A 21,955-nucleotide genomic window follows, 5' to 3' on the forward strand; every position below is an offset into this window, starting at 1 on the left:
TGTTCCGGGTGTGTGGCTGTCGGTCAGGCGCGTTCGGCGACCCAGGCCTGCACCGACTGCAGCGCGCCCGGAAGGCCTGCCGCGTTGGTGCCGCCGGCCATGGCCATGTCGGCCTTGCCGCCGCCCTTGCCGCCGACCTGCTGGGCCACGAAGTTGACCAGTTCGCCGGCCTTGACCTTGCCCGTGCTGTCGGCGGTGACGCCGGCCGCGATCTGCACTTTCTCGCCGTCGACGGCGGCCAGCACGATGGCGGCGGTCTTGAGCTTGTCCTTGAGCTTGTCCATGGTCTCGCGCAGCGTCTTGGCATCGGCGCCGTCGAGCTTGGCGGCCAGCACCTTGATGCCCTTGACGTCCACCGCCTGCGACACCAGCTCGTCGCCCTGCGACGACGCGAGCTTGCCCTTGAGCGCGCCCACTTCGCGCTCGAGTGCCCTCACCTGATCTAGCACCTGCGAGAGCCGGCCCTGCAGCTCGGCGGCCGGCGACTTGAGCGTGGCGGCCACGCTATGCACGGTCGATTCGAGATCCTGCAGGTAAGACAGCGCATTCGCGCCGGTGACGGCCTCGATGCGGCGCACGCCGGCGGCCACGCCGCCTTCGCTGACGATCTTGAAGAGGCCGATGTCGCCCGTGCGGCCCACGTGGGTGCCGCCGCAGAGTTCACGGCTGGTGCCGATGTCGAGCACGCGCACGGTCTCGCCGTACTTCTCGCCGAACAGCATCATCGCGCCGGTCTTCTGGGCCGATTCCATGTCCATCACGCGGGCGTGCGTCTCGGTGTTGGCGAGGATCTCGGCGTTCACGCGCTTCTCGATCTCCAGGATCTGCTCGTGCGTAACGGGCGCGTTGTGCGCGAAGTCGAAGCGCGTCTTGTCGGCATCGACCAGCGAGCCCTTCTGCTGCACGTGGCCGCCGAGCACTTCGCGCAGGGCCTTGTGCATCAGGTGGGTGACCGAGTGGTTGCGCATGGTGGCGGCGCGGCGCGCGGTGTCGACCGCGGCCTTGACCGTGTCGCCGACCTTCAGCGTGCCCTGGGTCTGGGTGCCGTGGTGGCCGAACACGTCGGCCTTGATCTTCTGCGTGTCTTCGACGCCGAACTGCACGCCTTCGGCCACGAGCACGCCCTGGTCGCCGACCTGGCCGCCGCTTTCCGAATAGAAGGGCGTGGTGTCGAGCACGACGATGCCGCTCTGGCCTTCCTTGAGCTCGTTGACGGCGGAGCCCTCGAAGTACAGCGCTACGACCTTGGCGCTTTCTTCCAGCTTCTCGTAGCCGGTGAAGGTGTTGCCCGCGCCGGCGTATTCGACGTTGCGGTCCATCTTGAACTTGCCTGCAGCGCGGCCCGCGGCCTTCTGCTTTTCCATGGCGGCATTGAAGCCGGCCTCGTCGACGCTCACGCCGCGCTCGCGGCACACGTCGGCCGAGAGGTCGAGCGGGAAGCCGTAGGTGTCGTGCAGTTTGAAGGCCACGTCGCCCGGCAGCACCTTGGCGTCACCGGCCAGCGCCGCGTCGAGGATCTCCATGCCGTTGGCCAGCGTCTCGAAGAAGCGTTCTTCTTCCGCCTTCAGCGTGTCGGTGATGCGCTTCTCGTCGGCCACGAGCTTCGGGTAGGCCTCGCCCATGAGCCTCGCAAGCTCGGGCACCAGCTTGTGGAAGAAGGGCTTCTTCTGGCCCAGCTTGTAGCCATGGCGGATGGCGCGGCGGATGATGCGGCGCTGCACGTAGCCGCGGCCTTCGTTCGACGGGATCACGCCGTCGGCCACCAGGAACGAGGTGGCGCGGATGTGGTCGGCAATCACCTTGAGCGAGTTGTTCGACAGGTCCTGCGTGCCGGTGGCCTGCCCTGCCGCCTTGATGAGCGCCTCGAAGATGTCGATCTCGTAGTTGCTGTGCACGTGCTGCAGGATCGCGGCCAGGCGCTCCAGGCCCATGCCGGTGTCGACGCAGGGTGCGGGCAGCTTGACCACGCTGCCGTCTTCCTGCATGTCGAACTGCATGAACACGTGGTTCCAGATCTCGATGAAGCGGTCGCCGTCTTCCTCGGGGCTGCCCGGGGGGCCGCCGGGGATGTGCGGGCCGTGGTCGTAGAAGATCTCGGAGCACGGGCCGCAGGGGCCGGTGTCGGCCATCATCCAGAAGTTGTCGGACTTGTACTTGCCGCCCTTGTTGTCGCCGATGCGGATCACGCGCTCGGGCGGCAGGCCGATTTCCTTGGTCCAGATGTCGTAGGCCTCGTCGTCCTCGTGGTAGACGGTGGCCAAAAGCTTGTCGGCCGGCAGCTTGTAGACCTGCGTGAGCAGCTCCCAGCCCCAGGTGAGCGATTCGCGCTTGAAGTAGTCGCCGAAGCTCCAGTTGCCCAGCATCTCGAAGAAGGTGTGGTGGCGGGCGGTGTAGCCCACGTTCTCGAGGTCGTTGTGCTTGCCGCCGGCGCGCAGGCAGGCCTGGACGGAGGCCGCGCGGTTGTAGGGGCGCTTGTCGGTGCCGAGGAACACGTCCTTGAACTGCACCATGCCCGAATTGGTGAACATCAGCGTCGGGTCGTTGCCCGGCACGAGCGGGCTCGACGCCACCGCCGTGTGGCCCTTGGAAGCGAAGAAATCGATAAAGGTCTTGCGGATGTCCGCGACCGTGAATGTGGGCTGGCTCATCTTTGGATTCGTCTTCTGCCGTCGAGGGCGGCGCGGCGATGGCGACCCTCATGTCGAACCCACTGCGGCGAACCGGCCTAACTGCTTGATTTGCTTGAACAAACGATTATAGGTTTGGCCATGCGGCCCGCGCCGGCCAAGGGCTGCCGGACGACACCACGATCCGTACTCCACGGCTAATATGTGTCCTGGCGCAAAAAACGAGAACCAACGAGGGGCTGCGCCATCCGTACTTGTACGGACAAAAAAGATCAAGGAGTTCGCATGGCAAGCCAAGATGCCGAAAGGCACTGGACGATCGAAGACCTGGATTTCTCGCGCATCGCGCTCGACAAGGTACGCCCGGACGAGAACCTCTTCTACCTGGTGACCTCCGCCTCCTTCATCGAGAGCGGCTCGGACCTCTACACGCACAACCTGGTCGACTTCTTCCAGGGCGACGACGAGGTCACGGAATGGCTCTCGCAGCATTGGGAACTCGAAGAACTCCAGCACGGCAGGGCCCTGCGTGCCTACGTTCGCCACGTCTGGCCGGAGTTCGACTGGGACACCGCCTACCGGAGCTTCCTGGCGGAATATGCGACCTACTGCAAGGTCGAATTGCTCGCCCCCACCCGCGGCCTCGAGATGACTGCCCGCTGCGTGGTCGAGACCGGCACCGCCACCTATTACCGCGCCATGGCCCGCAGCACCAGCGAGCCCGTGCTGCAGGACCTGGCGACGCGCATCGCGACCGACGAGGTCAACCACTACAAGCACTTCTACCGCTATTACCGCCGCTACCGCGAGCAGGAGAAGCTCAGCCGCCTGCGCGTGATGGGCACCATCGGCCGGCGCACCCTCGAACTCAAGAGCGAGGACGCCGACTGCGCGATCCGCCACGTGGTGCAGACCCGCTCGCCCGAGCGCGCCAGCGACACGGCCTACGTGCAGAAACTGAGCGCCGACATGAACAGCACCATCCGCACCAACCTGAGCCCCGGCACCACCTTGAAGATGCTGATGCGGCCTCTCGAATTGCCGGCGAAGGTGCAGACGGTGATCCAGTACCCGATCAGGCAGTTCATGCAGCACGTGTTCCTGCGCTGACCATTCACCCCTCTTTCGGACGCCAAGCGCCTGGGGCCCGCAGGCGCAAAGCGACAAACCGGAACGCTGATTCCATTTCGCACAACAGGTGCTTGGCTAATATTTGCGGTTACACATTCTTTCTATACAGAGAGACAAGGCCTGAGACCTTCGGACAAGCGCCTTCGCGCTCCTGGCAAGTCGGCTCGCAGCCTTGTTGCACGCGCGCCCGATGTTCGATCACAAAGCAAACCGCGAGCAGCCCTACACGATCCGGCTGGAGGGCGCCAGCCTGTCGATACGGGATCTGATGGAAGTGCGCTTCACCTTCCTGCGGCTGCTCGAGGATCGCATCGGCACCCCGGCGAGACTGCTGAAGTGCCACCGGGCGTGGATGAACCAGCTCGAATCCGGCATCGAATCGATGAGCGACACGCAGATCGCCAACGCCAGGCTCTGGCGCGAAGCCTGGGAACACGCCAGCGGAATCGCGACGCCCCTGCTGAGCCAGCCGCACAGCACCACCTTCCGCTTCGAGCCTTTCTGAGCTCTTGCACCAAGGGCGCCGTGAGCGACGCAAAAAAAACCCAGCGCAAGGCTGGGTTGAACCTCTTGAGTGCTGTCACGCACAGAGAACTCGCACTTCAAAGCGAGCCCACAAAATCTAGGGCTTCATGCGCCGCCGTCTTGTCGGACGGGACCGACACTTCGAATCGATCTGGCTCGGCGCCACCCCGTGAATGCTGCGGCGACCCATCAAAACTGCCAAATAGTTCACGTTTTAATGAGTGTCCTACGGCGACTGCCTGTTTCCGGCTGACACCGGCTCTCCAGGCGACCACCGACGATAGCGACGCTGTCACGCAACAGGGCCGCATAAAAGAAGAGCTCTCCGTCAGTGCTTGAGCATGCCCGCCAGGGCAACTCGAAACCCGCTTCGGCGGGTATTTTTTTGGCGAGCCGTCACGCCGGCGACCCGCGTCTGCGCCCCGGCACTGCCGCGCTCAGCTTGCCGAGCTCAGGCCCGGCTTGCGGCTTCCGTCCAGCGAATACAGCTGGGGCCGGTCGTCCGCGGCGCCTTCCGCCACCACACCGTGCGCCGCCGCGCCCTGCGGCTGGCGATAGAGCTCGTTCTCAAGACGCCTGACGCGTTCTGCGTACATGCGGGCGAGCGCGCTGTGATGCTCTGCTGCCGCCTGGTGCTCGATGCGCGCCATCTGCGCCTCCTCGAGGAGGGCCGCCGCGCGCCGGAGATACGCTGTGTGATTCGGGCGAAACAGGAAGTCGAACGTCATTTCACGCTCCTTTCCGCAACGAACTGCGGTGCGAACCATGTTCCTCCGCGCGCGCCGCCAAGTCTGTCGGAACACGCCTACCCTCGGGCTACCTTTTTCGGTTGATCCGCCCTACCACAAAGCCGTGACAGGTTTTCCCGTTCCGATGGGGACAACGCTGTGGAAAACCGTGTGCCCATCGCCCGGAAGCCTTGCCTGGCGTGGCCTGCAACGCGATGCCCGCGAAAGAGGCAGCACCGGAAAATTTTCTTTCCTCGGACCCCATCGAGGCGCCGCGGCGCTATCCCAGGTCCGAACGCCTGCAGTCAAAGGCGATGCCCGGCTCGATCCCTCGCAGCACCGGCACCTTGCCCATGAAGGCCACCCCCGCGCTGGCCAGGCGCCACTCGCCGGCCTTGAACAGCCTGAAGAGGTTCGTGACTTCGCTGCCCGCCGTCGGAATGGCATTGAACACGTAGACCGGCTCGCCGCCCTGGGTCTCGTCCATGCTCAGCAGCTCGGCCCGCATCTTGCCCATGGTGTCGGCTTCCTTCGTCCTGTGGCGGACGACGTCCATGTTGACGGTGCGAGCGTGTTCGTCGATGGCGATGCGGCGGATCCAGGGAGCGGGCCCCGCATTGCCCGGTGCGGGAACGCAGGAGATCGTTCCGGCGATGGCCGAGCCGGTTGCCGCGGCAGCAAGGAAGGCGGGAAGGATGAATCGGATGGACTTGGCTTTCATGCTCGGCACGGTATGAGGTCGGTCGGCTTTGCGGGGCGGTTCGACTGATGCCGAAACCTGCGCCTCGCCGCCGGCCTATTCTGACGGCACACCGGCCCGGCAGTAAGTAGCATGCCGCCATGTGGAAGCCCGCCCAGCCCATCGTCCTCGCCGGCCTTGCCCTGACAGATCAGGAAGCCTGGTGGTACGAATTCAAGGATGCGTTCCACGAACTTTTCCCCGGCGAACTCGACGAGGAATGGCTCGACGGCCTGACAACGACGCTCTACCAGGTCCACATGGACCGCGACCCGCGCGACGCGGCCGCGGTGGCCTACGCGACGCTCAACTACGAAGTGCCTGGCAACAGGCCCGACGAGCCCTCGACGCCTGCGCCGCGACGCCCGGGACGGCCTTGAACCGTCTTTCTCCGGGCGACGGCACCGTCACCGTCATCGCATCGAGGCCATTTCGCTACCAGAACCATCCATGGGACCGTCCATCGACCCGCTGTTGGCGAACCAGCGAAAAATATGGGAACGGTAGTCGCTGGTCGTCCTCATGTACAGGAACCCGGAAGCCGCGACGCCACGGTCGTCGACAGGAATGCCGGCGTCCCGAAGAGCTGTCAGCTCCGCGTCGGAGGGAATGTCGAGCGGCAGCTTCAAAGTCACCGTGGCTTTGCGATGAGTGGCCTTGGCCATGTATGTTCCTCTGGGCAATCTGAGTCGCCAGTAAATCCCTGCGCCTCGCTGCGCGCAATCCTGCTTTTGTGGGAGGCCGCTGCGCCGGGGAACACATCCGAAGGGGTATCACTTCTGGCTGCGCAGCGATGCGCAGGGCCGGAATCCCGTGTTGTGAGCTTTATCTCCACCCGAACCGACACGCCTGTCCTACATGCCCGACCGAATTCCAGAAGGGGGTTCTGACCACATGTCCGGCAAGAATCTGCCGACCATTCGCACCCGCGAGCAGGACGACCGATGACCATCAGGGAAATTTGCGCACGGCATGGACTCCAGCTCGAAAGAGGAAGCCGGGTGCTATGCGAGGGACGACCCGGCACGATCGTCAGGGCAAGCGGTCCGTTGCTCCGGGTGAAGTTCGATGGGAAGCAGATCAGCAGCCGCTGCGATCCGCTCGATGTGCAGGTGCTCGGGGCGGGTGTCCCGGATATATCGGGTGGTGCGGCTCGGGGTTCTGCGGCTTCGGCGTAGCGAATGAGGCCGCCGGTTCGCGTCAGCGTACAGTGCCGCGAAACCTGAGCATTCGCTCGACGATCACTTCTCAAGCAACCTGCGCGACCGCCGATGGCAATGGACTACCTCGCCGAACTAAGACGTCAAGGCTTCCGCCAGGCGGACGACCAACCGGATCCCGAGGGTCGCGTGCAGTTCGACAGCGACCTGTACCGCGGAACACCGGACGAGATCACGGTGCAGGTGTATGCCGTCGATCAGCAGGCACTGCAACGAGAGATCATCCCGACGCTGGAAGCGGTCCTGCCGCTGATCGACGAGATGGTCGAAGGGCTCGGAGAGATCGATGCCGATCTTGCGCAGATCATCCTGTTCCGCGGCCGACTCGGCCTCCACTACCAGCCGGATCCCGAGGGGCGCGTGCAGTTCGACAGCGACCTGTACCGCGGAACACCGGACGAGATCACGGTGCAGGTGTATGCCGTCGATCAGCAGGCACTGCAACGAGAGATCATCCCGACGCTGGAAGCGGTCCTGCCGTTGATCGACGAGATGGTCGAAGGGCTCGGAGAGATCGATGCCGATCTTGCGCAGATCATCCTGTTCCGCGGCCGACTCGGCCTCCACTTCTGGTCGCGTCGCATCAACAACGAGTTCACGGCTGTATACGCGCGCAGCGACGATCGCTGGGCTTTCCAAGGATTCGGCGAAATCTTTGTCGATGACTAGACGCGCCGGCGGGTCAGCCTGATCGGGAGATCACGCTAGAATCCGCGCCTGCTGCGGGTGTAGTTCAATGGCAGAACGGCAGCTTCCCAAGCTTCATACGAGGGTTCGATTCCCTTCACCCGCTCCATAGTTTGTGCCACGTTGTCCCAGGGCGTTCTAAAAACCGTTGTAAATCAATAGGTTGGCGCAAAGATTGACTCTCAACGTCCCATGTTGACACGTTGCAGCCCAAGCTTGTGCGGGGTACAACTCGGGGAACAGCGGCACCTTTGCCGCCATTTCATGGGCTTGTTCCCCTATGCTCACAGAAGTCGCGTGCAAGAACGCATCATGCCCTCCTGATAAGGCGCGTGCGCGCTTTGCCGACGGCGGCAACCTATACCTTGAAGCTGCCCCGAACGGCTCGAAGCGCTGGTTCTGGAAGTACACCTTCGCCGGCAAAGAAAAGCGGCTCGCGATCGGCGTGTACCCCGCCGTCAAACTCAAGGACGCACGCGCTGCGCGCGACGAAGCGCGGAAGGTCCACCAGTCAGGCGCCGATCCCACGCAGCGCCGTCGGCTCGACAAGGCACTCGTTCGCGCCAGCGCCGTGGCCACATACGAACTGGTCGCCCGCGAGTTCCACGCGATCAAGCTGAAGGAATGGAGCGAGGCGCACAGCACGAAGTGGCTGAGATTGCAGGAGGCAAATCTCTTCCCTTGGATTGGCAACCTGCCCCTTCGCGAGATCACGGCTCGCGTGCTTTTGGAGCCGCTGCGCCGCGTCGAGAGCAAGGGGCTCAACGAGACCGCCGTCTCGCTGCGTCAGTATGCGGGGCAGGTCTTCCGCTACGGCATTGCAACAGACCGATGCGACGACGACCCCGCAACGAAGCTGCGCGACGCACTGGGGGCCGTCATCGTCAAGAACATGGCCGCGGTGCTCACCCCGGAGAAAGCAGGTGCGCTCATGCGAGCCATCGACAGTTACCACGGCCTACCGGCCACGCAGGAGGCACTGTTGCTGTCCGCCCTGCTCTTCCAGCGCCCCGGCAACATTCGCGCGATGGAATGGGCATGGGTCGATCTTGACGGCGCCCTGGTCACGATCCCGGCCGCGTCCATGAAACGGACCAAACAGGCAAAGCTCAGCGGCGAGCCGCACCTAGTACCGCTGGCACCGCAGGCAGTGGCATCCCTGAAGCGTATGCACGTGCTAACGGGCCATGGGCGCTACGTTTTCCCGAGTCTCTTAACCGGCGAGCGGCCGATGTCGGACAACACGATCAACACAGCCCTTCGGCGCATGGGATTCGACAATACCGAGATGACTGCCCACGGCTTCCGCGCGATGGCACGAACGATCATGGTCGACGAGCTCCACATCGACCCTGAAGTCATTGAAGAGCAACTTGCCCACGGTAAACGCGGGCCGCTCGGCACGGCCTACAACCGTGCACAGTTCAAGGACCAACGTCGCAAGATGATGGTGGCCTGGGCGAACTATCTCGACAAGTTGCGCCTTCAAACGTAGGCGTCCGTTACCGAAATTGGGCCGCAGGCGGGAGCGGCCGGGCACTGGCATCCTGAACTTGTTCGTCCCAGCAGGTGCCAAATGAATCCCAAAGATACGCCCAGTCTCACCCGCAATATGCAAGCGGTCCAGATAGCGGACGCCTTGTTGCGCCTGCCCACTGTTGTCGCCGTCACCGGGTTGTCGCGCACTTCGATTTACAGAAGTATGTCTGCCGGTACATTCCCACCGGCTATCAAGCTCGGGGCTCGGTGCTCCCGCTGGCGCGCGGGCGACGTGACGCAGTGGCTTCGCTCGAAGGCTGAGACGGCGCCGTCGGCGTGATCCCCCGCCTGTCGGGCCTTCCCGCAGTCAGCGAGTCGGAATGTTGCGCGCTGGCGGTCGTCGATCCGCAATTCAAGGCTCACGGAGGGCATACCGACCGGGACCTGCAGCGGGTCGCCTTCCTCTCGCGCCGCACTGGCCTCCCGCGACCAATCTGCGCCGCATGGTGCTACCAGCAGTGGATCGACGCCGCTGAACGCGGGCAAGAGCCCGGATGGTGGCATCGCGAGGCGTACGCCGTTGCCGTGGGGATTGTCAAACGCGAAATGCGAAATTGAGCCGCAGTGTGTTTCGCCTCGCCCAGTGGCATAAAGAAAAGCGCCGAGCGTAGGGCTCGGCGCAAACAGAAATCAGCAATGCAAATCTTAGATCGCGATAGCGAAATTTCGGGGCGCAATGCTTCGCCACCTCCCGGCCAGATGCGCACTCTGCGTGCCTGGCTGGTGTGGAAGTACGTACCGAACCCACCGAAGAAGCCGCGCAAAGTGCCCTACTACGCGTCGGGGCTGCCCCGCAGCGGCACACAAGGGAGCCCCGAGGATCGCGCCGCGATGGTCAGCTTCGACGAGGCACTGCACGCGGCCCGTGTTGGCAGATATGACGGTGTCGGCTTCGCGATGCACGCCGACTTCAACCTGGTTGCGCTGGACTTCGACAACTGCGTGGTCGATCGCGTCATCGATCCGCGCGTCGCGGCGCTGGTCGCCGGTACCTACAGCGAGATCAGCCCGTCCGGCAGCGGTGTGCGAGCCTTCGTGCGCGGCTCGCTGCAGTCCGCAAAGGACGTGGACGCCGAGCGCGGCCCTTTTGCCGTCGAATACTTCGGTCATAACGGATTCGTGACCTTTACCGGCGATGTCACCGACGAATGCGCTATGTTCGGCTGCGAAGATTCGCTACGCGAGCTCACGCCGGACGTGATCGCCGACTACACGATGCGTTTCGGCTCACTGGCGGCCGCGCCTTCCGCCTTCAATGACGCGTCCGGGCTAATGGCCCTCTCGCCGGTGCTCGATCTGAGTGGCACCGATATCGCAGGCCACCTCAACAACCTGCCCTGCGACCTGGACTATGACACGTGGGTCAGAGTGGGAATGGCTGTGCACCACGAAACGCACGGCACGGGGTTTGACCTCTGGCACGCCTGGTCGAAGGCAAGCCCCAAGTACACGACGGAGCGATATTGCGCAGAGCGATGGCAATCCTTCGGCAAGTTCCCCGGCGCACCGACCACGATGGCATGGGTCATCAAAAGAGCCAATGAGCACCGGGCCAGTGCCGACTATCAAAAGCTCATGGCAGACATCGCCACGAAGCCCAAGGACGCGGTCATCAGCACATGGGCCGCACGTGCCGCAACCCTACCGAAGGACCGACAAGGCGCTGTAATCGACGAGATGGAGCGTCAGCATCGGATCGGCCGCCGCGTGCTGAATGCCGCGCTCAAGGATGCAACCACGGCTACGCGACGCGATGAGAAATCGAGTCGCGTGCAGCGCAAAGCCGACGGCCGGCAAGTCATCATCGTGGCACCGGAGGACAGCGCCAAACAAGCGGCGCAGGTCGGACAACTCATTGCGCAAAACAGGCCGACGACTGACTTGGTTCAGTTCGCAGGTCGGCCGTCGCGCATCGTAGACCTAGACCCGCCGTTCGCCCATGCGCAAGACGACGAAGACGCCCGCCCGCCTAAGCAGGTTCTGATCGAGATGCACACGATGACGAGCATGCGCGCACTGGTCGAGAGCGTGGCAGTGTTCGCAGTAGAAGGGGAGAACGGCCCATCGGCGATTCAAGTTCCACCCCCTGTAATCGACAACCTGGTACAACTGCGCGAGACCACCGACGCACCGCGCGTTGTGGGCCTCTTGGCGCATCCGATCGTGACGCCGCGAGGCGAGGTTTTGGCGGCGAATGGGCTGCATCGCGGCACCGGGCTATTTCTTCATGGCCTGGCCGACGGCACGCTGCGCCCCTATAACCGTCCCGAAGCACAGGCAGCATTGACCCGCCTACGGTCCGTATTCCTAGAGGGTTTTGAGTTCGCGAGCGAGGTCGACGAGGCTGTCGCACTGGTGAGCCTATTTGCAGCGGTGGAGCGTCGCCTGATGGACAGCGCGCCGGGCATGGCCGTGATCGCTGCATCCCAATCGTCGGGAAAGACGACACTTGCATTGCGTCTGCACGCGATTCTCACCGGGCGCCCAATGCCGACATGGACCCTGCCGGTAGGCGACGACAGCGAGATTGAAAAGCGGCTACTCGGAATCCTTCTCGCATCGCCGGAAATGGTGTGCTTCGACAACGTGCCCGACGGGCTGACGGTGCACTGCGGCCCTGCACTAAACAGCGCGATGACCTCACCGATTTTTGAATGCCGCATGCTTGGGGCGAATCGAAATCAGCAGGCGCCGACCAATGTCTTTTGGGTGATCACGGGCAACAACCTGAGATTAGGCGCAGACGAAACGACCCGACTGCTGCAAACGCGTTTGGCTCCCTCCGCGCATCGGCCCGAGACTCGAACCTTCAAGCATCCCGATGTGCTGCAGCACGCTCTATCGATCCGTAGCGAAGTGCTGCAGCACGTCATCGGCATCGTGGCCGGCTATCTGCAAACCGTGGAGCGGGTATCGGGCGGCACCCGCTTCCCGCAATGGGATTGCTTGGCGCGTCAGCCGTTGCTGTGGGCCGGTGGCTGCGACCCGCTCCGAGCGCTTGATACCAACTACGAGCAGGCCGAGCATCTCCAGTCCCTTCGCGTGCTGCTGCGCGAATTGCACACCCTGTTCGAGGGCGAAACCTTCGCGGCGCGAGACGTGGTCAACGACGCCCCAATCTCTGCACGCGATGCTCTCGAAGGGCTGCAATGTCGCAACGTGACTTCGGTTCGCTCTGTAGGGCGCGCCCTTGCCGCGGTCGTCGGTCGTGTGTCCAGTGACGGCGGCGAGAGCCTCTACCTGACCAGTTCACTCGACCGCAATGGTGTGACCGCGTTTCGCGTCATGCGCGAAGTTGATCTTGCGGGGTTTGCGGGGTTCTAAAAGTTAGCTACCCGCTCGATTCCAAGCTGAACTCAATTATCTGAAAAATGCTCTTGGCAACAAAACGGGCATGAAACCTAACCTGCGGAACCCCGCAAACCCCGCATCGCAAATCCCCGTAACGAAAGGCCCAAATATGACCGACGTTCAAGAAACCCTACTTCGCATCTGCGGCCCTGCCCTGGTTGCTCGGATCACTCGCGAACTCGCTGGGCAAACGATCCGCGTACCGGCCATCCGCACCACGACAGCCGCGCGTCGACGCGAGAGCGTCGCCCGCCTGCTGTCTGAGGGCGTGCCCTGCCCGGTGATCGCCGAGCGCATGGGTGTGACGGTGCGTCGTGTGCAACAACTGGCAAGCGAGCGCGCGCCGACCATGGGGGTGTCGAATGTCTGACTACCTGGATGCTGCCTCGCGCCTCTCGCCGCGCGCCGCGCGCATCGCGCTGCAAACACTGCTGACAGCGGACGTAAGTCGCGTGCCCACCGAATGGTGCGAGGCGTCAGCCATCGCGTTGTATGCGCGCGCTGCGCCTGTATCGGACCTGACGCCCGACGACTGGTTGACGGTCGCATCGGCCTCGCGCCCATCTGTCGGCTGGATCGCAACAAGAGCAGAAACCATCGAGCAGATAAATGCACGCACGTGGTTCATTGGCCTTCGGCTCGACGCCGAGCAGCATAGGTTGTCGCGCCTGTGAAACCACGCACTGCCCTGCGCGATTTGAGCGGCTGCGCCGACGCGCGGCGGATCGTCGGGGACCCTGGTAAATCTGACAGCCGCGCGGGGGCAGAGAGGCCCGGTGGTCGCTCGTTTTTCGAATTTTCAATCTTGATGATCAAGATGCTTGCAAGTTTCTGCAGATATTCAGGTCGGCGTCCGGCGGCCTTACTCGCCAAGACCATCTTTAATGCGACGCCGGAGCTCCCGTGGCCCCCTGCGTCCGAGGAAATCTGCAGCAGCAATCTCAATTGCTAGGCGCAGGCATACGACGCCGGGGATCGCCAGAAACATCGGCGCTAGGAACAAGATGAGCCATGCATGCTTAGACCGGAGGTCGGATATCTGATAGACGGGCTCAAAACCCAGGTACACAAATACCGTGTACAGCCCGCCGGCCAACACCCCCGCAAGGAGCAGAAAGAAGACGCCCTGCGTAGCGCGTTCTGCTGCATAGAGGCTTCGGACGCCGCCAGCACCAGAGGAAAATAGATCGCTCCGATAGTTGCGAACTGAAACAGCATCATCCGGACAAACACAACTGTCACGAACGACATTGCGATGAGCAGTTCGGACACCGTCAGCGCCCATCGATAAATTCGCGAAGGACGTGTTCTTCTCAATTGTTCCCCCTTAGTTGTTCAAGCCGCGAAATTCATCCGCAGGCATTTTCGGCTCAAGCCGAGCAAAGTGCCTAGATCGCAACTTTATGTGATCTTCCGATGAATTCCGATTCTTTCGCTGAACTGGTCGAGACGCCTGCCCCGTCGACGCCCGGCTATTGGCGCCTCCCTGCCGCGGCCAAAATGCTCGGCATCCCCCCGGAACTGCTGTGGCGCGGCGCACTGGACAACACCTTTCCGAGCCCCGTCCGCACGCTGCGCCCGAATGATCGCGGCATGCGGTTCGTGAACGCCGCTGACGTGGTGCAACTCGTGCGCGGAGGTGCGCGATGACAGTCCGTGTCGATCACACCCACGTCAAACTTTGGCGCCTGCACGCAGCCGCGCGGGTTGCAGGCATCACGCCGGGGCAGCTCGCCGAGGGGCTGGCATCGAGCGAGATCGCCGGGCGCATGAGCCTTGCTTCCAAAGAGCGCTTGCTTGAGAGCGATGCCTATGTCAACGGACATCGTCTGCAAGCATGGCTCGACACACCCGAAGGCGCCGCCAAGATTTTGGAGCTTCAAGGGGTACAGCAATGAGCACGCCGAAGGACCTAAGCACCGCGCTTGACGCGCTCGCCAATGGCACGCTGACGGCCGAGCAATTCGTCGATGCGCCCGTAGTCTTGAAGTACAGCACCGAGTGCCGGCGCGCGCTCGAAGAAAAGAAGCAGACCGCCAACCTGGTCGCCAGCATTCGCATGACCAATGCCCTGACGCGCCTTGACGCTCGCGGCAAAGGCGCTAGGAGCGTGGCAGAGGTCGCGGCCGACTATTGGAGCAAGCGCAATGCGCAGAAGGACGGCGAATGAGCAAACTCATCTATGACCGGGCACGGTTTGCGCGGCTTTCGGCGCAGGCCGAGAGCTCGCGCCTCAATGCGCTCGCGGCCAACGCGGCATTTCTCGCTCTGCGTGACGAAGTCGCGTCGGCGCGGCGCGCTTGTCAGATTCATCCGTATGACGCTGAAGCAACCAAGATTCTTAGGTGCGACCGCGCTAGCTTGCAGGCGCTCGTCGACGACACGCCGGACTTGGAAGCCATTGGCATCCGCCCGGCGCAGTTGCGCAAACTGGTCGGACTGCTAGAGCAACTTGACTACGCGGCGGCAGACGCAGCACGCGCAACCGAGCACAGCAAGCAGCAATCGGCGCTTGTCGAGCGACTCGAAGCGTTCATTCAGTAAACAGCGAAGGCACCCGATGACCCTGAAAACACATTTCGAAAAGCTTACCGCCATCCGCGCGCAGCGCGTCGCCAAGCTGGCCGAGCGCGCCACCATCGAGCAGTTCGAACTCTCTCGCCACGAAGCAGTCGCGAAGGTGCGCGCAACGTTGGTCGCACACGAGGAACGCGGCGCGCGCGCAGCACGGCATGCATGGTCGAATGTTCTAACCGGATCGCATGGTCAGTTCTTCACTGTGCACGTCGACCGTACAGTGAGCCTCGGCGATCTGCTGGTCCCTCTGCTCGGCGTAGATGCGGTGCTGTCCGCGCTCACGCGTCACTTCGACGACGGCGATGATCTGGCGAAGCCCGAGCGCGCGGCGCGCCTGGCAGCGTTCGACGCAGAACTCCTTCAACTCGAACGCGCTGAAGAGGCGCTGATTCGTGAGGTCGAGGCCGCGGGCGGTCTTGCGCTGCGCCGGGCCAACGCGAATCCTGTCGTCGTGCTCGACGTGGAGGTGTCTGCGTGAGCCACTTCGATCTAGCAGCAAAACTCGCCGCGGACGCGAATCTCCCGAACCGCGTCGTGCAAGCGCTCGTGTTCAGCGATTCAATCAACTTGGACACGCCCGAGAACACGCGTGCGGCCGTGGCCCGTGCATCCGAGATTTGCGGCATCGTCAAGGCCGCAGCTTCGGCCTACAAGGCGCGGGGCATCGACCCCGAAATCGAGATGGCCCGCGTCGTGAAAGGCGGCGCGGCCGCACCGGCTTACCGGGCCGCGGTCCTTAATAAACTGGCTGAGTGGGACATGGACACGCACGTTGACGGCACGCGCAGCGCGGACAACCCTGCGCCCATGTCCACCCTCGACGAGATGGCGCGCCAGTACTACGCAGAGCGGAAGGTAAAGGCCGAAAAGGTTGCGGTACTCAGCGCCAAGGTCAAGGCGCTCGAACAAAAGCTCCACGAGCGATGAAGAATGATCGATTCGACACCGATGAGCCGCGCCGTGTGCGCTGGTCTGATGCCGAGTCGAGTCCTCTACTCGCCCCCCACGCGCCCGCCCTGGCCCGCTGCGCGACTCTGGAGATTCGCGTCTACCGACTCGGCGGCGCCTGGCGGCTGAGGGGCGGTCCCGCGTCTATAGACCTGCGTGTCGAAGACATCTCAGCCGTGACATGGGATGACCTCTACGGAGCACCGCCGCGCGCGGATGCGGGCATCACAGCTTGGAAGCGGGCACGCCCTGCTCATCGCAACACACCGATCTAGGAATTCCAATGGCGACGAATAAACGCGATGTCGAGCTCGGCATCAAGGTAACGACCGACGGCAGCCAAGGGGTCAAGGACCTGCAGGCTCAGGTGCGAGACTTGGCGAAGGCCGGCGGGGAAGCCGCGCCCCAGTTCGAACGACTTGCGGACGACATGGAAGCAGCGGCCGCCGCGTCGGCCCGCGCAGCGGAGAGCATCAAGAAGGCAACAGGCGCCGAGCGAGACACCGCACGCAGCAAACAGGCGGCTGCCGATGCCATCAAACTGCTGAACATCGAGACCAGCAAAGCCGCCAAGGGAACCGAGGAATACGAGACGAAACTCCGCGCAGCGAAACTGCAGGAATTCGAGGCCACGAAGGCGCACCGCGCCGCGACCGAGGCGCGCAAGGCTGCCACTGCAGAGGTTAGACGGGCTGCAGACGCGGAAAAGGAACTCGCCGCGCAAGCGCGCGCCGCTGTCAAGGCCACCAAGGACGCGAGCGACAGTGTTGGCGGACTGGGCAAAATGGCCGGGGAGACTGCCAATGCACTGCGCCCCCTGGTGTCTGCGATAGCTGCAGCCTTCGGCGCGCAGCAGTTCGCGCAAACCATCGCTGAACAGCAGCAACTTGCCCTCTCGTTTCAGGCCGTCTTTGGAAACGCGGAACGTGCCGCACACGAGATGGAATTTGTTCGGACCACCGCGAACAAGCTCGGCATTGAATCGCAGGTGCTGGCGCGCTCCTATACATCGCTGGCCGCTGCGACGAAGGGCACCGCGATAGAAGGCGAAGCTACCCGAGCGGTTTTCGAGGCAACTGCTCGCGCCATGTCTTCCCTGGGCAAGAGCAGTGCACAGACCGATCAAGCTTTGACAGCCATCAGCCAAATGGCTTCCAAGGGCACCGTTTCCATGGAGGAATTGCGCGGCCAACTCGGTGAAGCACTTCCAAACGCCATGCAGGCAGCCGCGAAGGGGGCCGGCATGACCGTAGAAGAGCTAACCAATATGGTCGAAGCGGGCCAGGTGCTTGCAAAGGACCTGTTGCCCGCCCTGACCTTGGGGCTCAACGAGCTCTATGCCAATGCCGTCCCGCCGCAGACGATTTACAGCGAGTGGGCGCGCCTGAAGAACGTCATGGCAGACACGGCCAACGCCATCGGCGAAGGTGGCGCCTCGAAGGGAATCGCGAAGGGTCTAGCCTGGGCGGCACTCGGCGTGCGCGGCCTCAGCAACGCGGCCGACGTGGCGGGCACGGCCATCGGCGAATTTGCAGCCGCAGTGCGCACCGGCAATTTCGACCTGCAGCAGGCGGCTGCGCTGAACGCGAAGTACGACCGAGAATTGCGCCAAGCCGCCGAAGCCGCCGGCTTGGTTGCTAAAGCACAGGACGGCGCCACACAGGCCACGCAGGCACAGGTGCGCGCCGTCGACAACGACATCGCCGCCCAAGAGCGGCGCACGACCTCGAACTTGGCCGTGCGTGCCTCCTACGGCGAACTGATCAAGGGCGCCGCGCAGTACACCGATTTGATGACGAAAAGCGCAGCAGCCCGCCAGGCCGAAGCCGCGACGATCACGTCGTTGGTGAACATCTACGGCACCGAGGCCGAGCGCCGCCAAGCTACGGCCGAGGCCGCCGGCATGCAGGCGCGAGCCTCAAAGGACCTGGCCGACGCGCGTAACGCCGAGGCGATCATCGCGCAGAGTTACAGCCTGCGCCTGCAGGAAGAAGCCTTGCAACGCAGGGACACGACCCGCGCCACGCAGGACCAGATCAAGGCGGCGCAGCAGTTGGCCGACGCGAAGCGTGCGGAAGCCGATCAGGCCATCGCGGCCGCGCGCTCCAAACAGGTCGAGGTGGCTGCAGCACAAACAGCGGCCGAGGCGTACAAGGACAACGCCGCGCGCGTCTACGAGCTCCGCGGCGCCGCGGCCGAGGCAGCCCGCGAAGTAGAACGACTGGTCGAAGCGCAGAAGAAGGGTAAGGCATCAAGTGACGATGTGGCCGCAGCGCAGACACGCGCTGCCGGCGCGATCGCACTCTACCGAGATGCGCTGCGTGACGCGACCGATGCGGCGCAGCGCAAGGTGCAGGCCGAGCAGCGGGCCGGGCAAGTCACCCAGTCGGCAATCAGTGTGGACATTGAGCGGGCCAACGCAATGCGCGAGGTGGCACAGGCCAATGGCGACGCCACCGCCGCCACGCAGGCGCAGATGCAAGCGACGGCGCTGCAGGCCCGAGCAGCCGACGAAGCAGCCGCCAGCGCCCGGCGCGAAGCGCAGGCCATCCGCGAGGCGGCGGACGCCCGAGAAAACGAGCTCCGCGCTACTGGGCAACTGACTGCCGAGAAACAGGCCGAGGTCGAGGCGACCCGACGCAGCGCCGACCTCAAAGACCTGGAGGCACAGAAAGCCGACATCCTGGCCGACAAGATTCGCAGCCTTGCAAACAGCGAACAGGCGCGCACCGCAGCGCTGGAGGCGAGCATCTCGGCGCAAGAAAAAGCCCTCGACCTAGCCGAGCGTCAGTTAGCGCTGGAGAACAGGCGCAAGGGTGTCGACAAGAACGGCTTCAGCTTGGACAAGGCGGGAAACACGATCAACGCAGGTGGGGCCACCCGTACGAGCGTGCTCGAATATCTCAAGGGCGCGGGTGTCACGAACGACGAGCAAGCACGGCGAATCACGAACGAATTCGCCGACAGCCGAGGCGACATCCCGTTTCTCAACAACCCCGGTCAGAAGAAGTACGGCGGAGACGGGAGCACGCTGTCGATGGCGCTGCTCAAGGCTGCGGAGAGCGTGACATTCGGCGCGGGCAACCGTCAGCAACCCAACGCGTCAGCACCCGTGCGACAAGAGACGAGAGATAGCCGGCACGTCGTCGACTTAAAGTTCCCCGATGGCGGATCGGAACAGTTCGGCATGGCGTCCGAAGATGACGCCGCTCGCTTCACCAAGACCCTGACCAACCTTGCGAAGAGGACCAAGCGATGAGCCCTATGCGATAACGGGCACCACTTCGCGGCACCTCTCATGGAGGGTCGCGAGGACTGCGATTGCCAGGGGAACGTCGTAGGTCAGCGGCCTATCGTCTTCGTAGAGGTAACGCCACGCCACGAATGCACCCTCTAGGGTGGCAAGGGCCGCTCGAAAGTTCACGAACGTTTTCGCCTTGTATTGCTGCGCGAACTGTGGCGCGAGGGCTTCGAGTCGATCCCGGGTGTCTGCCGGCAACGGATCAAAAATTCTGACGAACACGTGTCCGCGGGTATTGAGTCCGTGGGCTTCGCTCAGCGTCTTCAGGTAGAGCTCGATCGCAAACGCGCTGTTTACGACGAAGGGGACCAAGGTAGTCGGGACGATGGCGCCCATCTTGAGCCCGCGTTCGTAGAGTTGCGCAGCGGTGTCGGCAAACGCCCGGGCTTGCCCCATCGCTTGCTGTGCCTTCGAAACTTCTTTGTGCAGCCCCAGGTCCTTGATGAGTTTTTGGCCGGCAGCAACGTCCACCATCTGGTTACCGGTGTTCGGGATAGCGCCCACAACGATGCCGTTCAGCTTCACTTCGTAGGTCGCCATTGATGCTCCTTTGGCATTTCGCATAAAGGATAAGGCCCTATTTCCAGAGTGCGACACGCCGTATCCTGTTTGTATCTTAGCGTTACTGCATCCTAGACTGCCCCCACCAGCAACCAACTTGGAGCGCAAAAATGGTGATCGGGAATACGGAATTTGGTGGCCTAGTCAACGAACTCACGAGCAGGCACGGAGCGGATGTTTGCCACCTGGCGATGATGCGTCAGGTGTGCGTGGGAGCGGTGCGAAGCTTGGCCGCAAAAACTGGCGTCGACTTCTCCGACGTAATTTACATGCTGCACTCGTGTGTGGCCTCCCACATGCTGCTGTGCGGCACCGACGCCGCCGCGGTTGATCGCGTGTCGGCAGACGCGGGCCATGCATTCGCAGTCGCCAGCCTCATGCGTGAGCTTCCGCAATGATCGAAGAGGCATTCGACGCATTTGCACGGTCCGTCGCGGCGCACGTGGCGTGCGAGATCAGCCCCTGCCCGGTCTACCTGGCACCGGATCGCTTCGTGACGATCAAGCTTCACGCCGCGGTCAGCGGCTACAGCGAAGCTGCCATCCGGTCGAAGATTAAAGAGGGGGTATGGAGCGAAGGGCGCGAGTACGTGCGTGCGCCCGATGGTCACGTTTTCATCGACCGTGAAGGCGTGCAGCGCTGGCTTGTCAGAGGCTCATGATGAGCCCGACCGTCGATGTACGCGGCGCGGCCGATCTAATGAAGGTCCACCCCAAGACTGTGCTGGACCTGATTGGCGCAGGAGCGCTGCCCGCCGGGCGCGTCGGCCGAGCGTACGTGCTGCTCACCAGAGACGTACTCGCCTACATTGAGCACATCATTGTGAGAGACACGACAGGGAGGATGGCGGGACAAGGGCGACGGCTGGGAAAGCCTGCTCGTCGGTGAACTAAGCCCGCCTAGGGAATTCGTTCGGTCATCCGCCTGCACCGGCACCAGCTATGCTCGGTTGCGAGATTGATGTTTGCGAGCATAGCTGGTGCCGGTGCAGGCGGAGGAAGAAACCTTTTCTCTAAAATGGTTTTTGGGTCGCATGGCGTACACTACGTGTACGCCAAGTATGGAGCTTGCAGTGCAATTGATTGCAAAAGCCCTTGCCCTACGGACCTTGATCCCCACTTGCAAGACCTGTCCCACGTGGTTTTGGCCCCAAAGCTTAGGTTTTTTTGAGCACTGCTATTGACGGTATCGTCAGTAACTGGGCCACAATACAGACCTGAGCTCGAAAGCCAGAACGTTGGTAAGTCCGAATCCCCGGTCCACCAAGTTTTTACAAGGAGATTGGTCCATGAAACACTTGATCAAAGACGGAGATGGTTTCGCCTAAGGTCGAACCATCGTTCTGGAGGCCCAGCCGAGTGCTGGGCCTTTTGCTTTGTGTGCTGCTGATAATCTTCGGCAGTTTCCTCGCTTGGCAGTATGTGCTAGACGAGAAGTCAATCTACAAGCTGGCGGCCGGACAGTGGCTCATTGCTTTCGCGGCTATCCTCGCAACACTTGGTTGGTGCGTGACCGCATGGGTTGCGATCAAAAACTCTGTCAAGCAGCACACGATCAACACGCTGTTGCAGTCTAGGTTGTCCAAGACCTATATGGACTACGCAGATGCCGTGAACAAGCACTTCGGCGAGCATTTGTCGAAGGCTCCGGCGAGCCGGCCCGTAGACGCGACACAGGGGATCGATCAAGCCTCGCTGCGCTACATCCTGAACTACTTCGAATACATCGCACTCGGCATTCGTTACGGCGACCTGCACGAAGGCATGCTGCAGCGCAGTCTCTTCTCCATCATCGGAAACACCACCAGTTATTCAAAGCACTGGATTGACGCTGCTGTTGCCAAAAATGATCGGACGTACTGCCATTTGCGATGGCTGATGAATCGATGGTTCGGCCCTGATGGATTTAAATCCACTAGCAACTGACAGTCAGCTTGGCACGGGGAACAGTACGGGGAACAAACCCTAATCAAACGATTGAAACGTAAGCTAGATGCGGCTTTCAAGCCACACTTAGATTCC

25 protein-coding genes and 1 tRNA gene are annotated in these 21,955 nt (G+C 62.8%); 21 read left to right on the forward strand and 5 right to left on the reverse strand.

Annotated features, from left to right (window positions below; translation table 11 throughout):
- Positions 1–23 precede the first annotated feature (23 nt).
- Entirely contained in the window at positions 24–2,648 is a 2,625-nt protein-coding gene (gene alaS / locus FHT32_RS22245) for an alanine--tRNA ligase (RefSeq protein ID WP_176666781.1), read from the reverse strand.
- Between the two features lie 264 nt (positions 2,649–2,912).
- Here alaS and FHT32_RS22250 point away from each other — a divergent pair, with 264 nt between their 5' ends.
- A complete protein-coding gene (locus FHT32_RS22250; protein WP_176666782.1) occupies positions 2,913–3,737 on the forward strand; it encodes a ferritin-like domain-containing protein in 825 nt (274 codons plus the stop codon).
- A 211-nt stretch (positions 3,738–3,948) separates the two neighbouring features.
- A complete protein-coding gene (locus FHT32_RS22255) occupies positions 3,949–4,263 on the forward strand; it encodes a hypothetical protein (RefSeq protein WP_176666783.1) in 315 nt (104 codons plus the stop codon).
- A gap of 457 nt (positions 4,264–4,720) precedes the next feature.
- On the opposite strand, the gene FHT32_RS22260 is transcribed toward FHT32_RS22255, so the two are convergent.
- Both FHT32_RS22260 and FHT32_RS22265 read right to left on the reverse strand, forming a co-directional pair.
- On the reverse strand, positions 4,721–5,011 hold the full coding sequence (locus tag FHT32_RS22260; RefSeq protein ID WP_176666784.1) for a hypothetical protein: 291 nt from the start codon (positions 5,009–5,011) through the stop codon (positions 4,721–4,723).
- Between the two features lie 280 nt (positions 5,012–5,291).
- Positions 5,292–5,732 (reverse strand): hypothetical protein, encoded by a 441-nt coding sequence (locus FHT32_RS22265; protein ID WP_176666785.1) that lies wholly within the window; start codon positions 5,730–5,732, stop codon positions 5,292–5,294.
- A gap of 119 nt (positions 5,733–5,851) precedes the next feature.
- Here FHT32_RS22265 and FHT32_RS22270 point away from each other — a divergent pair, with 119 nt between their 5' ends.
- Positions 5,852–6,130: a hypothetical protein gene (locus tag FHT32_RS22270; protein ID WP_176666786.1), complete on the forward strand. Its 279-nt coding sequence runs from the start codon at positions 5,852–5,854 to the stop codon at positions 6,128–6,130.
- Positions 6,131–6,163: 33 nt separating this feature from the next.
- Here FHT32_RS22270 and FHT32_RS22275 read toward each other — a convergent pair whose 3' ends face one another.
- Positions 6,164–6,415, reverse strand: a complete 252-nt coding sequence (locus FHT32_RS22275; RefSeq protein WP_176666787.1) for a hypothetical protein — start codon at positions 6,413–6,415, stop codon at positions 6,164–6,166.
- A 606-nt stretch (positions 6,416–7,021) separates the two neighbouring features.
- Between FHT32_RS22275 and FHT32_RS22280 the strand changes: the two genes are divergently transcribed.
- The 14 genes from FHT32_RS22280 to FHT32_RS22345 all read left to right on the forward strand — a co-directional run bounded on the left by FHT32_RS22280 (position 7,022) and on the right by FHT32_RS22345 (position 19,331).
- Positions 7,022–7,639 carry a hypothetical protein gene (locus tag FHT32_RS22280; protein ID WP_176666788.1) on the forward strand — a complete coding sequence of 206 codons (618 nt, stop codon included), beginning with the start codon at positions 7,022–7,024 and terminating at the stop codon, positions 7,637–7,639.
- Between the two features lie 53 nt (positions 7,640–7,692).
- A tRNA-Gly gene (locus tag FHT32_RS22285) sits at positions 7,693–7,766 on the forward strand.
- A gap of 171 nt (positions 7,767–7,937) precedes the next feature.
- Complete coding sequence (locus FHT32_RS22290; protein WP_176666789.1) at positions 7,938–9,152, forward strand: integrase arm-type DNA-binding domain-containing protein; 1,215 nt, start codon at positions 7,938–7,940, stop codon at positions 9,150–9,152.
- A gap of 117 nt (positions 9,153–9,269) precedes the next feature.
- The gene (locus tag FHT32_RS22295; protein ID WP_176666941.1) at positions 9,270–9,476 is read left to right on the forward strand and encodes an AlpA family transcriptional regulator; all 207 of its coding nucleotides are present in this window, start codon (positions 9,270–9,272) and stop codon (positions 9,474–9,476) included.
- Between the two features lie 356 nt (positions 9,477–9,832).
- On the forward strand, positions 9,833–12,520 hold the full coding sequence (locus tag FHT32_RS22300) for a PriCT-2 domain-containing protein (protein ID WP_176666790.1): 2,688 nt from the start codon (positions 9,833–9,835) through the stop codon (positions 12,518–12,520).
- 136 nt (positions 12,521–12,656) lie between these two features.
- Positions 12,657–12,917 (forward strand): helix-turn-helix domain-containing protein, encoded by a 261-nt coding sequence (locus tag FHT32_RS22305; RefSeq protein ID WP_176666791.1) that lies wholly within the window; start codon positions 12,657–12,659, stop codon positions 12,915–12,917.
- On the forward strand, positions 12,910–13,221 hold the full coding sequence (locus tag FHT32_RS22310; RefSeq protein WP_176666792.1) for a hypothetical protein: 312 nt from the start codon (positions 12,910–12,912) through the stop codon (positions 13,219–13,221). The genes FHT32_RS22305 and FHT32_RS22310 overlap by 8 nt, the downstream gene beginning before the upstream one ends.
- A 742-nt stretch (positions 13,222–13,963) precedes the next feature.
- Positions 13,964–14,197, forward strand: a complete 234-nt coding sequence (locus FHT32_RS22315; RefSeq protein ID WP_176666793.1) for a hypothetical protein — start codon at positions 13,964–13,966, stop codon at positions 14,195–14,197.
- Positions 14,194–14,445, forward strand: a complete 252-nt coding sequence (locus tag FHT32_RS22320; RefSeq protein ID WP_176666794.1) for a hypothetical protein — start codon at positions 14,194–14,196, stop codon at positions 14,443–14,445. The genes FHT32_RS22315 and FHT32_RS22320 overlap by 4 nt, the downstream gene beginning before the upstream one ends.
- Positions 14,442–14,717 (forward strand): hypothetical protein, encoded by a 276-nt coding sequence (locus tag FHT32_RS22325; protein WP_176666795.1) that lies wholly within the window; start codon positions 14,442–14,444, stop codon positions 14,715–14,717. The genes FHT32_RS22320 and FHT32_RS22325 overlap by 4 nt, the downstream gene beginning before the upstream one ends.
- Positions 14,714–15,091, forward strand: coding sequence for a hypothetical protein (locus FHT32_RS22330; RefSeq protein ID WP_176666796.1), 378 nt, complete (start codon positions 14,714–14,716; stop codon positions 15,089–15,091). Before FHT32_RS22325 ends, FHT32_RS22330 begins: the two co-directional genes overlap by 4 nt.
- Positions 15,092–15,107: 16 nt before the next feature.
- On the forward strand, positions 15,108–15,602 hold the full coding sequence (locus tag FHT32_RS22335; RefSeq protein ID WP_176666797.1) for a hypothetical protein: 495 nt from the start codon (positions 15,108–15,110) through the stop codon (positions 15,600–15,602).
- Positions 15,599–16,051, forward strand: a complete 453-nt coding sequence (locus FHT32_RS22340; RefSeq protein ID WP_176666798.1) for a hypothetical protein — start codon at positions 15,599–15,601, stop codon at positions 16,049–16,051. Before FHT32_RS22335 ends, FHT32_RS22340 begins: the two co-directional genes overlap by 4 nt.
- Positions 16,052–16,355: 304 nt before the next feature.
- Entirely contained in the window at positions 16,356–19,331 is a 2,976-nt protein-coding gene (locus FHT32_RS22345) for a tape measure protein (protein WP_176666799.1), read from the forward strand.
- 3 nt (positions 19,332–19,334) lie between these two features.
- On the opposite strand, the gene FHT32_RS22350 is transcribed toward FHT32_RS22345, so the two are convergent.
- Positions 19,335–19,913, reverse strand: coding sequence for a hypothetical protein (locus FHT32_RS22350; protein ID WP_176666800.1), 579 nt, complete (start codon positions 19,911–19,913; stop codon positions 19,335–19,337).
- A 131-nt stretch (positions 19,914–20,044) separates the two neighbouring features.
- Here FHT32_RS22350 and FHT32_RS22355 point away from each other — a divergent pair, with 131 nt between their 5' ends.
- The 4 genes from FHT32_RS22355 to FHT32_RS22370 all read left to right on the forward strand — a co-directional run bounded on the left by FHT32_RS22355 (position 20,045) and on the right by FHT32_RS22370 (position 21,859).
- Entirely contained in the window at positions 20,045–20,332 is a 288-nt protein-coding gene (locus tag FHT32_RS22355) for a hypothetical protein (RefSeq protein WP_176666801.1), read from the forward strand.
- Positions 20,329–20,595 (forward strand): excisionase family protein, encoded by a 267-nt coding sequence (locus FHT32_RS22360; RefSeq protein ID WP_256099120.1) that lies wholly within the window; start codon positions 20,329–20,331, stop codon positions 20,593–20,595. Before FHT32_RS22355 ends, FHT32_RS22360 begins: the two co-directional genes overlap by 4 nt.
- Positions 20,596–20,633: 38 nt before the next feature.
- Positions 20,634–20,822 (forward strand): hypothetical protein, encoded by a 189-nt coding sequence (locus FHT32_RS35465; protein ID WP_371132240.1) that lies wholly within the window; start codon positions 20,634–20,636, stop codon positions 20,820–20,822.
- A gap of 470 nt (positions 20,823–21,292) precedes the next feature.
- Complete coding sequence (locus tag FHT32_RS22370; protein WP_176666803.1) at positions 21,293–21,859, forward strand: DUF4760 domain-containing protein; 567 nt, start codon at positions 21,293–21,295, stop codon at positions 21,857–21,859.
- Positions 21,860–21,955: the final 96 nt, after the last annotated feature.

This window comes from Variovorax sp. SG517 (assembly GCF_013376045.1).
Taxonomy (GTDB): Bacteria; Pseudomonadota; Gammaproteobacteria; order Burkholderiales; family Burkholderiaceae_C; genus Variovorax.